This is a genomic window from Flavobacterium algicola, from assembly GCF_022399565.1.
In the GTDB taxonomy this organism is placed as follows: domain Bacteria; phylum Bacteroidota; class Bacteroidia; order Flavobacteriales; family Flavobacteriaceae; genus Flavobacterium; species Flavobacterium algicola.
Genome location: NZ_JAJTUT010000004.1, coordinates 45,254 through 58,705 on the forward strand (window position 1 = coordinate 45,254; position 13,452 = coordinate 58,705).

At 36.6% G+C, this 13,452-nt stretch carries 7 protein-coding genes and 1 pseudogene; all 8 read left to right on the forward strand.

Annotation, left to right across the window (positions count from 1 at the left end; all coding sequences use genetic code 11):
- The first annotated feature begins 13 nt into the window (after window positions 1-13).
- The 8 genes and pseudogenes from LXH21_RS14575 (at window position 14) to LXH21_RS14605 (ending at window position 13,313) form a co-directional block, all read left to right on the forward strand.
- Window positions 14-1,819 (forward strand): right-handed parallel beta-helix repeat-containing protein, encoded by a 1,806-nt coding sequence (locus tag LXH21_RS14575; RefSeq protein ID WP_239867487.1) that lies wholly within the window; start codon window positions 14-16, stop codon window positions 1,817-1,819.
- A 663-nt stretch (window positions 1,820-2,482) separates the two neighbouring features.
- Window positions 2,483-3,934 carry an arylsulfatase gene (locus LXH21_RS14580; RefSeq protein ID WP_239867490.1) on the forward strand — a complete coding sequence of 484 codons (1,452 nt, stop codon included), beginning with the start codon at window positions 2,483-2,485 and terminating at the stop codon, window positions 3,932-3,934.
- Between the two features lie 364 nt (window positions 3,935-4,298).
- Window positions 4,299-5,459: pseudogene (locus LXH21_RS17275) on the forward strand (glycoside hydrolase family 2 protein); the annotation flags it as partial.
- Window positions 5,460-5,996: 537 nt separating this feature from the next.
- Window positions 5,997-6,374 carry a DUF4982 domain-containing protein gene (locus LXH21_RS17280; RefSeq protein WP_262916222.1) on the forward strand — a complete coding sequence of 126 codons (378 nt, stop codon included), beginning with the start codon at window positions 5,997-5,999 and terminating at the stop codon, window positions 6,372-6,374.
- 3 nt (window positions 6,375-6,377) lie between these two features.
- Window positions 6,378-7,178: a chitobiase/beta-hexosaminidase C-terminal domain-containing protein gene (locus tag LXH21_RS14590; RefSeq protein ID WP_239867495.1), complete on the forward strand. Its 801-nt coding sequence runs from the start codon at window positions 6,378-6,380 to the stop codon at window positions 7,176-7,178.
- Between the two features lie 132 nt (window positions 7,179-7,310).
- Window positions 7,311-8,651 carry a glycoside hydrolase family protein gene (locus LXH21_RS14595; RefSeq protein ID WP_239867498.1) on the forward strand — a complete coding sequence of 447 codons (1,341 nt, stop codon included), beginning with the start codon at window positions 7,311-7,313 and terminating at the stop codon, window positions 8,649-8,651.
- Between the two features lie 356 nt (window positions 8,652-9,007).
- Complete coding sequence (locus tag LXH21_RS14600; protein WP_239867501.1) at window positions 9,008-10,510, forward strand: sulfatase family protein; 1,503 nt, start codon at window positions 9,008-9,010, stop codon at window positions 10,508-10,510.
- 229 nt (window positions 10,511-10,739) lie between these two features.
- Window positions 10,740-13,313, forward strand: a complete 2,574-nt coding sequence (locus tag LXH21_RS14605) for a T9SS type A sorting domain-containing protein (RefSeq protein WP_239867504.1) — start codon at window positions 10,740-10,742, stop codon at window positions 13,311-13,313.
- Window positions 13,314-13,452: the final 139 nt, after the last annotated feature.

Here is a 13,452-nt window from a genome sequence, read left to right on the forward strand (position 1 = left end):
TATAATGAAAAAGATGAATCATTTATTTTTAAAACTAGTGGCTGTTGGACTGTTGTTTGTATCCGTACAATCTTCAGCTAAGGCGGTAATTGAAATCAAACATCAAGAAGGTGATATGACTACTATTGTCAGAAACGCTATTGAGAAAAACACCGATAAAGACCTGAAAATAGTTTTCGAAAAAGGAAAATACCTTTTTCTGCTTGACTATGCTCAAAATAAATACAGTTACATTACCAATCACGGAAACGGACTTAAGAAAATCATTTTTCTATTAGAAAATTATGATTCTGTTGAAATCGAAGGTAACGGTGCCGAACTTATTTTTCACGGTCAAGTAGCGCCTTTTCAAATTAAAAACTGCAAAAAAGTAACCGCCAAAAATTTGACTATTGACTGGGATATTCCTTTTGTTTTTCAAAGCGAAGTAACCGCTGTCAACAAAGCCGAAGATTGGATTGAAGTAAAACCGTTTACAAAAGGGTTTTCATGGAAATTAGTTGGAGAGCAAATTTCGTTTCCAGATATTGATGGTTTTTCGTTTTTTGAAATGGGAAGTACATTGGCTTTCGATTCAAAAACAAGACGTGTCGCACACGGTGCTTATGATATATCTAGTCGTCCTCGTTATGTAGAAAAACGTCCTAACGGAATTTTAAGAATCCACGAAAAGCTAAAAAGATATACCCCTAATGTAGGTGATATTTTAAATTCAAAAGGTGAAGGCGAGCAAAATCGATATGCCCCCGCTTTTCAAACCTTAAATTCACAAAACATCCTTTTCGAAGATATTACCATTCATCATGCCCTTGGAATGGGATTTTTATTCGAAAGATCAGAGAATATTGTTATCTCAAAATGCGGTATTTTTGTTCGTCCAGGTTCTGATAGAGTCGTTTCAACCATTGCAGATGCTACTCATTTCAGCAATTGCAAAGGCGATATTTTGATCGAAAATTGCAAATTCCAGCACATGCTTGACGATGGTACAAATGTCCACGGAACCTATGTTGAAATTAATAAAATTGTAGATGCAAAGACCGTAATTGTAGAGCTAAAACACTTTGAACAACTAGGATTTGAATTCGCTGGCAAAGGAGACGAAATGTGGTTTATCCAACAACCAAGTCCCGATAGAGCATCGGTAAACACAGTAAGTTCTGTAAACACCATCAACGACCGATTTATCCAAATCGCCTTCGAAAACAACTTACCAACCAACCTTAAAATTGGCGATAATCTAGAAAATAAAACATGGAATCCAGTCTTTACCATGCGTGGTTGCACCATTAACGACCACCGCGCTAGAAACGTGATCATCAAAACACCTTTGAAAATCGTAATCGAAAACAATAATTTTTCGTCCATGATGTCGGCCATTCAGTTGCGTGGCGACAATTATTATTGGTTCGAATCGGGTGCTGTCAATGATGTAACCATTCGCAACAACCGCTTTGTACATTGCGGATATGGCGGAGGCGAAGCGGCTATATTGTACGTGACCCCACGTTTAGGGAAAACTTTTGACGAAACGGCTTTGTTCGATAGCAACATTCGATTTGAAAACAATACCATCGAAACTTTTGGTAACCGAATCATTTGGACCGATAGAGTGGATGGATTAACGGTTACCGGAAATACAATTATCAAAACTAAAGACTCAAAGGAATTGTATCCTGATGCGCCTATGTTCGATTTAATCAATTGCAAGAATGTTGAAATTTCCAAAAACACCTACACGGGTAACGCAAAGAATACCGTTCTAGCCGATGAGAAATCCAAAAAGAACTTAAAAGTAAAAGGTAATAAAGGATTTTAATATCATGATTTCTTGGGCGTGCCCATCCGTTATCCCGAAGCTTCGGGACGGGTCGGGCTGTACGTTCCCGCTTTTTTTATTTGTTTATTGCCTTAGAATAAAAGGCAATAGATAAATAAAAAAGAGCTCTCCCGACAGTTCGTGACAATCCCTCACGCAAACCACCGTGCTAAAATGCCAACACCCAATCCTAATTATGATCCTTCAAAAATAGATAAAAAACGTGCATATTAGCATGTTTTTTTTATTTTACAAATTATCCAAGTCGATGTCCTATGTCACATTGAGCTTGTCGAAATGCATAGTTATAAGGTCTTCGACACTCGACGCTTCGGGACAGACTGACAGTATTGGTGCTATTTCAATTTTTGTTTAATTAAATTTATCCCCATTTGGTTACCTATGTCACATTGAGCTTGTCGAAATGCATACTTATAAGGTCTTCGACACCCGACGCTTCGGGACAGACTGATATTATTAGTTTTATTTCAAATGTATCATTATTTAACCGATCATTGTTTCGTTAAATTATCCCAACTGCTTATTAACCCTATATTGAACCCACAGAGACATCTTATTTATTAGGACCATTATATTTTACCCAATATATGCTGAATTTTAACCATCTAAAATGTATTAATTAATAACTAAGAATAATTAAGAATGTCAAATATTAAAAAAATAGGAGTCGCAATTGCATTAGCACTATTGAGTTTTTCGTGTAACAGCAGCAAGAAAACAACGGTAACCGAAAACACAAAACCCAATGTAATCTATATTCTAGCCGATGATTTAGGATATGGCGAAGTAGGGTACAATGGTCAAAAAATGATTAATACCCCTGAGTTGGATTTATTAGCTAAAAACGGTCTGCGTTTTACGGATCATTATTGTGGGAATGCGGTTTGCGCTGCTTCTAGAGCAGCTTTGATGACCGGATTACACCCAGGTCACGCTTACATCAGAGACAATAGCCCCGGTTATCCTGATGGACAAACACCTTTACCAAAAGGCACGGAGACTGTTCCTAAATTAATGCAACGTGCGGGCTATACTACAGGATTAATTGGGAAATGGGGATTGGGTTCTATCAATGATTCAGGAAGTCCATTGGCACAAGGATTTGACCATTTTTATGGCTTTACCGACCAAGTTTTGGCACACAATTACTATCCAGAATATTTATGGAGTCAAGATAAAAAAGTAATGTTGAACAATTCAGCTACTGAGGAAAACGATTACAGCCACGATTTATTGACAATCGATGCCTTGAAATTTATTCAAGACAACAAGAAGAAACCTTTTTTCTTGTACCTAGCCTATACCATTCCACATGTTGATTACCAAGTGCCAGATTTGGCACAATACAAAGACAAAGACTGGCCAGAGGATATGAAAATTCATGCGGCTATGACTTCGCGTATGGATGGTGATATTGGTAAAATAAAAAGATTATTGGAAAGCATGGGGATTTCTAAAAACACCATCATCATGTTCAACAGTGATAATGGAGCACACGGACAATTTGGTTCAGCTGATTTCTTTAACCTTCGTGGAGAGTTACGTGGATTAAAACGAGATATGTATGACGGGGGAGTTCGTTCGCCTATGATAGCTTACTGGCCAGGAACGATAAAACCAGGTTCAGTAACAGATCATATTTCTGCTTTTTGGGATCTATTACCAACACTTTCTGAATTGACAGGAGTCCCTGTTAAAGGGAGAACGGATGGGATTTCGTTGCTACCTACCTTATTAGGAAAACAAAAAGAGCAAAAAGAGCATGAATATTTGTATTGGGAATTGTACCCTGGTAAAACGCCTAATCAAGGGGTGCGCTACGGAAAATGGAAAGGTGTTGTTGCTGATAGAACCAAAGGAATGAATATCGAATTATACGATATGTCCAAAAGTGAAAGCGAACAAAAAGACGAAGCAAAAGTGTATCCTGAAGTCGTGGAGCAAATTCGTAAAATGATGTTGGAAGCACATGAACCGAGTCCGTTTTGGGATGCTACAACCAAGCCTTTTTTCAATTTAAAAGCGGCAATGGAAGCGAGTGGATTGAAATATGTACCTAAGTCTAAAAAAGAGGAACATTCTTCAGCGGAATAATTTACACGGTTCTACACTCAACTGTGTGGATTTTAACAAATAGATTTTTTTGTAAAATAAAATCTGAAAAACGCACCATTAAGAAATTAAGGCTAATTAAGGGATTTTATGTCTTAACGAATCTTAATTTCTTAATGGTGAAAAATTTAAAATTTTATAACCCACACAAAACGTGGTAGAATAATTTATATACAAAGAGATGACAAAAAAGAACCTGTTAATTATATGTGCGTTAGTAGTATCATTGACCAGTTTTGGACAAAAAACAAGCTTCAATCAAGATTGGCTTTTTGTTCAAAAAGAGGTGGTTGGTGCGGAAGCTATGCAATTTAGTGATGCGTCTTGACGTAAGCTAGACCTTCCGCACGATTGGAGTATCGAGGGAGATTATGATATTAACAACCCTATGGGAGATAAGTGTGGGTATTTGCCAGCAGGAATTGGTTGGTATCGCAAAACCATTACGGTGCCTAAAGCATGGAAAGGCAAGCATATCGAAATTATTTTTGATGGTGTTTTTATGAACAGTACCGTTTGGGCTAACGGAAAAGAGCTAGGAAAACGTCCGTATGGGTGGATTAGTTTTGGCTATGATATTAGTGAAATAGCTAAAAATTCAGATAAAATCACCTTTGCCGTTCGAGTAGATAATAACCAACAACCATCAGCGCGCTGGTACACTGGAAGCGGAATTTACGCGAACACATGGATTGATGTTCGTGAGCAAGTGAATGTGGTAAACGATGGTGTCTATGTACGTACGGATGGAAATACGATAAAAATTGATACAGAAATCAAAAACCATTCGTCCAGAAAATCCAAATTATCGTTGAAAACTTCGATTGTTGATGCTTCGGGTAAAGAAGTGCAATCAGTAGTTACAAAATTAAAAGTAGGTTCGAATGAAGTTCAAAAAATCGCTCAAGTAACCACGATTAAAAATCCTGTATTGTGGTCAGTGGAAATACCGAATTTATACAAAGCAGTAAGCCAAATTTACGAAGGTAAAAAAGTAATTGACCGTTTTGAAACCACTTTTGGTATTCGTGATATCAAATGGATTCCAGAAACGGGTATGTGGATTAACGGAAAAAATGTCAAAATTCAAGGGGTTTGCAATCATCAAGATGCAGGCGCATTGGGAGCAGCCGTACCGGATAAAATTTTGCGTTTTAGAATTCAGCAGTTAAAAGACATGGGAGTGAATATCATTCGTACCGCTCACAATCCACAAACACCACAGTTTTATCAGTTTTGTGACGAAATGGGAATGATGGTCATGGACGAAATATTTGATGGTTGGAAACAAAAAGCTACCCACGATTATGGAGAAAAGGACTTTGAAGGTTGGTGGAAAAAAGATTTAACTGATTGGATTCGCCGTGATAGAAACCATCCATCAGTTGTGATTTACAGTGTAGGAAACGAAACCGAAGGCGAAGTAGCCAAAGACTTAGTAGCACAATGCCATGAAATAGATCCTACCAGACCAGTGACTTCGGGACATTCAGGTTCTGAATTTATGGATGTTTTTGGGGTAAATGGACATAGTGAAAGAAGAGGCTTTTTTGATGATTTAAAAAAAGAGAGTGGTGGTAAAGTTTTCATTGGAACCGAAAATACGCATACGTGGCAAGTAAGAGGTTTTTACAGAACCAAAACTTGGTACCGTGACGGCTATCCAAATAAAAAACAACAACCGTACGAAATTCCAGATTTGACCGAAAAAGAGGTTTTTACCAACGACTGGATTGAAGAGGCTAAAAGAGGCAATCGCAAGCAAATTTTCAATTCAAGTTATGACAATGCCATAGTGCGCATGACTTCTCGACATAATATTGCTCAAATACGTGATATTCCTAATTATGCGGGTTCTTTCCGCTGGACAGGACACGATTACATTGGCGAAGCGGGCTACGTTCATGGTGGTTTTCCATTCAAATCCTTTATGGGTGGTGCGATTGATATGGCCAATTTCGAAAAAGATTTATTCTATCTGTACCAAAGTCAGTGGATTACGAAGCCAATGGTGCATATTTTACCACATTGGACACATCCAAAAATGGAATTAGGAACTGAAATTCCGGTTTGGGTCTATTCTAATTGTGATACAGTCGAATTGTTTTTTGATGGAAAATCTTTGGGAAAAATAAACCCAGGAACGGATTGGGATAAAATGCAATGCCAGTGGATGGTACCTTGGAAACCGGGAACACTAAAAGCAGTAGGTTATAAAAACGGAAAACAAATTACTGAAGAAACCATTCGCACAGCTGATGTTCCTTCAAAAATAAAGTTATCGGTCGATGGTGAAGGTTTAGCGACCAAAGGAAAAGACATCGTTCAAGTACGCGTTACCGCAACAGATGACAAAGGCGAAATGTATCCTTACGGCGAAAACAGAACTTATTTTACCATTTTAGGAGCAGGAAAAATTTGAGCCTTGGACAATGGAAGTCCTATAGATGTTGAAAAACATTTTGAAGCAACAAACCGAATCGCTTTTTATGGTCTGACTCGTGCGTATATAGAAAGCACCGAGGATTCTGGTGATGTAACAGTAGTCGCTTCAGCAATTTTAGGAGAGAAAAAATTAATCAGGTCTGATAAAGTGAGTATCGATACTCAGGTTTTGGCTTTGAGAGGAACGGCCCCGAAGTTAAATAGTCAGGCTTATTATACGCTCGATGGTTCAGAACCTACGGTGCAATCGACAAAGTTTACTGCCCCTTTTGCGGTAACGCTTGGAACCACGGTAAGGTCTTTGATTACTATTGATGGCAAGCCAACACAATTCTTGTCGGAGCGTTTTGATCTTGATGAAGGTTTTGTTTGGAACGAAGACAGCGTTCAAGGAAAAATCATTGGCGACCAAGCCGAAAAAGCTAATTATGAAGGTGTTAAAGTCGCTTCGGATGGCGAAGGATTCAATGGGACAGGTTATCTTGTTTTTGGTAAAAAAAATAAAGGATATGTGGAATGGTACCAAGAAAACGACGGTATTAAAGGCATTTTTACTATCAAAATAAGATACAGTGCCAATAGCACTTTGCGTTCCACATACAAGGTTCTATTAACAGTGAATGGAAAAAAACAAGAAATTGAAATTCCGGCTACTGCAAAATTTAAAAAAGACTGGGGAGTACTAAAAGCAAAAGTTACTTTTGGTTCCGGTGCAAATACTGTTCGATTAACATCACTTGAAGATGATGGATTGCTGATTGATGAGATTCAGGTGGATTAAATATATCTACAACGACATAATAGTTACTAGTAACATTATTGATAAGGATATAAAACATGAATTTTGATTTAACAAAATCTAAGATTGAAACGTATTCGATAATACGTCAAAAAACATTAAAACTAACAAAAAATGAAACTAAAAAACCTAGTACCAACTTTATGCCTCTTTTTGTTTTCAGTGGCTATTACAGCGCAAATTGATAAAGAGAGTAACTTTTATAAAGTAGTTAAAAATGCAGGAATTCAAAAAAATCTAGTTAAGGATTACAAAGCCGTAGCTACTTTCGAATCTAATTCGACTACTAAATTACAAAAGTCAATTGATGAGGTTGCTAAAAATGGGGGAGGAACAATTGTGTTACCAAAAGGGAATTACCTTTTGTCTCCTGTTGCTCTAAAATCGGATGTACATATAAAAATTGACAAGGACGCTGTTATCCGATTTGTAAAAGAAGGAAAAACGAGTACTGTTTTTCTTTTTGGAGAAAAAAATGAAGGAACTGTCAAAAATGTGAGTGTTACTTGCTCTGACGATAAGAAAAAATACACAGTTGATTTTGAAAATTCAGGTGATGACCCCGCTTTATTTCAATTGGGAAATGTAGAGAATTTTTTAATTTCGGGTTTTGAGGTTAAGGATAATTTTACCAAGTTTTCTTCAATTCGTTTAGGGATTAGTGAGTACAATGGTGAATATTTTTATCCAACAAATGGAGTTGTTAAAAACTGTAGTACTATTAATTCTCATTATGGTTATGGTTTGGTCCAATCTCAAGCGGGACGTAATCTTTTATTCAAAGATTTGAGTGGTATTGGTGGAGCAACTTTGCGATTAGAAACAGGTGCGAAATTGGTAAATGATCTACAAATTGGTGGAAATCATGATATCGTAGTTCGAAATATTTCTTGCAAAAACGGAAACTCAGTAGTGATGCTTTCTCCACATGCAATGAAGAATGGAAAAGTTGATATTGACGGTGTTTATGGTGAAAGCTGTGGTTTTACACTCCGAATCGAAAATGGATTTATCGCTACAAAATACAATGTAGATGACAATATTAAAGTGGGTGGTTTTGAAAACGTAGTAGCCAAAAATATCAAAGCGGTTTACGGTGTGGAATCACAATTAAAAAGCAAGCATTTTAAATTCATGCCTTGTGAGTTGGTTAGTCAATTACACCTTGCTCCTGAAAACATGAATAGACCAGCAATTGCTGATATGCCAATTTATTTAGGGCCATCTATAGGTGCGGTAGTAGATACGGATAATTATCCAACGACTATTTCGAATGTAGAAGCAATCGGTTTTGTTAACAAACCTATTTTGAAAGAAGCCGACGTAACGAATTGTGGAGACGCTATTGCTAAGATTACAAAAGGAGAAAAGAAAGTGGTTAAGAAAGATAAATCGAAAGGCAAAAAACCTCTGAAAGACAAAATGAAGACAAAAGTTAAAAAAGAGAAAGCATAAGGATAACACAATTTTACCGATTATAAAATATATTCAAAAAGTCACCAATTCACGAATCCTATAGGTAATTCGTGAATTGGTGGCTTTTGTTTATGTGGCATAAAAAGGATTCGGTTTTTAATCAAACTTTAATCAATTTGATAATATTTTGGCTAAAATGCGATAAATAAATGTATAGGGACATCGTTTTTACTATTACATACAAGTTTTGTTTTTGTCTAAACGTATTTTGTATTTCTTGATAGTGGATAAGTCATCATTCATTTCAAGAGATATAAACTAACAATTCTTAATTAGTACTCAAATTAATCTATAATGGTTGATTTTAGTTATTAATTACAAACATCTTATCTATTATGAAAAAAAAAATATTGAATTGCACTTTTTTACTTTTGTCACTTAGCTTTTTTGTAAAAGTAAATGCCCAAAAAAAATCCCCAAATATTGTAGTGATTATGGCGGATGATATTGGTTTGGGTGACATTGGTTACTACCATAAGCAACGCACAGGTAAAGATGCGGTAGCACCTACCCCAAATATTGATGCTTTGTTCGGTCAAGGAATGCGTTTTTCTGATGCGCATTCTCCTGCATCTTTGTGTGCGCCAACACGTTTCTCGATGCTGACAGGGAATTATTCGTATAGAAATAGTCGTCCTTATGGTGTTTGGTCGCCCGAATCAGATGCATTGATCGACCCAAAATTTACTACTAGTGCAAGAATTGCCAAAACGGGTGGTTATAAAACAGCTTTCTTTGGTAAATGGGGTTTAGGTGGTGTTTGGAAATCTAAAAAAAGTGCTGATTATACTAAAATTGAAGAAGGGGCTCTAACTTATGGTTTTGATTATGCGGTTGAATTACCTCAAGGAATTCAAAATCAGCCATATGCTTTTTATGAAAATCGCAATTGGGTAAAGCTAAACGCAAATTCAACTATGGTTGATTTAACCGCTGACCAAACAGGGTATTCAAGCGAAGGAAATAATAAAGACGAACATGAAGATAGAGGTGGAATTGGAGATTCTTTTTGGGATCCAAGAAACGCTGGTAAGTTTCTAGCAGACAAAGCAGTTTCGTATATCAATAAACAAAATAATGCGGCTCCTTTCTTTTTATACTACTGTAGCCAAGCGGTTCATGTACCACACATGCCACCAACAGAGTTTAACGGAATGAAGATAGCAGGAGCTACACCAGGTAGACATGGTGATATGATTCACGAGTTAGATGCGCAAGTAGGACTCATCATCGCGGCTCTTAAAAAAGCAGGAGTGTATGAGAATACATTATTCATTTTTACGTCGGATAATGGTGGTTTGAACATTGACGATGCTATGAAAAAAGCAGGTCACGACTCAAGCAACGGATTGTCAGGAAAAAAGGGGTCGATTAATGAAGGTGGACATAGAGTTCCTTTTGTAGCAGTTTGGCCTGGGATTATTAAACCTAATACAGAGTCGAAAGTGGCTATTGTTGGTCAAGATATAGTAGCTACTGTGGCAGCGCTAACCAATCAAAAATTAGATACTTCAAAAGTATTTGATTCGGCTAACTTGATTCCTGTTTTCAAAAACAATACTACCGAGCCAGTACATCAATATTTAATGCATCAATCAAAAGTAGGACCTACTTACGCTATCAGAGACGGTCAGTGGAAATTGATTATCAAAGGAGTGTCCTCAGGTGACATGAGCAAAAATAAAGCCGTCGCATTGTATGATTTGAATGCAAATCTAAATGAAGTAGAAACAGAAAATTTGGTAGCAAATCCAAAATATGCAAATCAAATAAAGGAAATGTTGGCAAACTATGAACGTTTAAGAACTTCGGGAGTAGCCACTACAATTAAAAAATAAATTTTATAAAAAGTATTAAGATAATTGTAATTGTGACCTTCTGTCCCTATAATACGGTGCTAAATGTACCCACAAAGACATTTTATATATAGATAAAGACATCTGTTGTGTACAACAAACTTAATTTTGGTAGATTAAAATAGCTGACTGAGACAATCATCACATGTATGCGATCTTGACATCAAGAGCTTTTTTAAAACAGTGCTATTTTCTACCAAAACCAACAGAAATGAATTTTATCGAACAAATTTACCACGAAAGAATAAAGCAACGCAAGCCTTTTTTTAATCTAAAAATGGCTTGTGTTCTACTACTTTTTTCGAGTCTAGATATGAAAGCACAACTAGAGCAAACCGCTTTGTCAAAGATTAAAGAGTTACAAACTTTGATGACTCAAGCCGAAAACAAAGGTATTGATGTTACCAAAGAAAAAATGACCATTCGTACCGCTCAGGTATTCTTGAATTATGCTAATTGGGATCAGGATAATATGTCTATAAACACCGATCAGTTTGCATTGGTGACGGCGTATAAAAAAAATGCCGCTCAAATGGCGCAAGATTTACCTGATTTTGAAAGAAATGATATTATCAAAATGCTTGATGATTCAAAGGCGTATTTAAGCAGATTGATAGCAGGAGATATAAAAAGAAAACCAACTCCTAGTATTGATTGGGCAGCTGTGAACATCAATGGAAATAAAGTAGTTTATCAAGGCAAGCCTGTTTTCTTATCTGATTTTAGCTGGAAACCAGAAATTGGAACACTAACGGACTACTTTGGTAATTTAGATGGTTTTTTCCTGAGCCCTGTTCATGTTAGCAATGCTATGGGAACCATCAAAACTTCGGTTATAAGTGACTTGCAAGGTAAACCTTCAGGACGTTTTGGAAGTGTATTTTTAAATCATAAAAATGTACCTGATTGGGCTGAAACAAAATACGGCCCTGGTTTTAAAATGCGTGAAGGTACTTTTACAGCATACGATATTGACAACCCTGGAGCAAGAGAAATGCAAGGCTATTTATTGGGAGCAACTGTTCCTAAAATGGCAGGAAAAAAATATACTGAATTAGGGTATTTGTTATGTAACGAACCTCATTTTTTCACTACCGAAGGCGTGTGGGCAACAGGGCCCGTATCCACTTACACTATAGAGAAATTCAAGATTTGGTTAAAAGACAAACACAATACTATTGCGGCTTTAAATGCTGTTTGGGGAACTAGTTTTACTTCTTTTGACACGGTTACGATTACGATTCCTATCGCGGCTAATTTATTAGGAACACCTAAGTGGTATGATTGGGTTACTTTTAATTCAGATCGTGTTACAGATTGGTACACTTTTTTAAAAACAGAGATTAAAAAATATGATTCGAATGCAAAAGTGCATCTCAAAATCATGCCTAATCTATGGACAGAAAACAATCGGAATCACGGTATTGACTTGGAGAAATTAACCAATTTAAGTGAAATAATTGGTAACGATGCCGGTGCTATCGATTCTCATATGTGGGGAGCAAAGCAAGAGTGGGAAGATCATTTTGGTTTTGAATGGCGAGAATTATGCATGGGATATGATTTTATGACTTCCGTAAGTCCGGATAAAATTATATACAATTCAGAAACCCATTTTTTATCTACCGCATCTTTTCGAGATTTATATCTTAAGCCAGACTATGCTCGTTCGGTCTATTGGTTGGGTTTTTTACAAGGATTGAATGTGAGTCAAACCTGGTATTGGTCACGTAGGGAAGATGGATCCATGCGCAATCTTGGCGATAAAGGATATGCAGGTTCCAATAATCAACAAGCTCGAATTATTAATGAAGTCACGTCTACAGTAATGGACTTGAATACGTTCTCGGAAGAAATTGATGCATTGCAACATCTAAAAAAGCCTATTAGAATTTTCTATTCTGAAACTTCAGCTACCAATAAAACGTCGCATATGGATGATATTTTCCATTTGTATCAAGCATTGTATTTTAATGGATTACCAATAGGATTTGCAACTGAAAATATATTATCAACTCAAAGCAAGGCCAATTGGGATGTTGTTTTGGTGTACAAAACACCTTTTGTGACAGATAAGGAATTTGCGGCTTTACAGGCCTACTTGAATGCAGGCGGAACAGTAATAGCGGATACGGAGAGTCTACAAAAAAATGAATACAACCAGCTGCGTTCGGCAACTTTGTCAGCAGGTAGTGGTTCGTTAATTAGTCTTTCAAACTACGATGCGATGGCTTCAAAAGCTATTGAAGTCGTAACAAGTAAAAACCATGCCTCACGATTTGATTTAGTTGAAACCAATGCTTTAAACGTAAAAGGGTGTATGTGGAAAGCAACTACTTTACCGGATGGGAGGAATATTATTTCGATTGTGAATATAGGGAAGGGAACCGCAACGATAGCGCTTTCATTCGATGGAAAAACAACGACTCCGTTTACAAATTTACTGACAAATGAGGTTGTTCCTGCTACATTTACGATGAATTCAGAAACCGTTTTATTATTAGAAGCAGGTAGTGCGTTAAAGGTACATGATTTTAATACTAAAGAAGAAACATTACATGTCTTTCCAAACCCAACTACGGGCAGTGTAACCATTGATGTAGATACTAATAAGACTCAAGTAGAAGTGAAGCTCTATAACTCAAATTCTCAATTGGTGATGTCTAAAATGGCGGTTGTTCACAATAACCAAATACAGTTGCATCTAGAAAGTGTACCGGCAGGAGTCTATGTTGCAAAAGTGGCATTAGAAAAAAAATATGCTATAAAAATCATAAAAAAATAATTCAGATATCACCTTGTAAGTTAATGTTCTACTACTGTAATAAGTAGTAATTGCTTCTGATCAGATTGAAAAAGAAAACACTAAGTTAAACCTTATGTAACGTAATAATCTAATCTACACTCCTAGTTTGTATGCAGCA

Bases quoted from the DNA above. Each gene is read 5' to 3' on its own strand.
- LXH21_RS14575 (WP_239867487.1), top strand. From the start codon at position 14: ATGAATCATTTATTTTTAAAACTAGTGGCTGTTGGACTGTTGTTTGTA.
- LXH21_RS14580 (WP_239867490.1), top strand. From the start codon at position 2,483: ATGTCAAATATTAAAAAAATAGGAGTCGCAATTGCATTAGCACTATTG.
- LXH21_RS17280 (WP_262916222.1), top strand. From the start codon at position 5,997: ATGGAATTAGGAACTGAAATTCCGGTTTGGGTCTATTCTAATTGTGAT.
- LXH21_RS14595 (WP_239867498.1), top strand. From the start codon at position 7,311: ATGAAACTAAAAAACCTAGTACCAACTTTATGCCTCTTTTTGTTTTCA.
- LXH21_RS14600 (WP_239867501.1), top strand. From the start codon at position 9,008: ATGAAAAAAAAAATATTGAATTGCACTTTTTTACTTTTGTCACTTAGC.
- LXH21_RS14605 (WP_239867504.1), top strand. From the start codon at position 10,740: ATGAATTTTATCGAACAAATTTACCACGAAAGAATAAAGCAACGCAAG.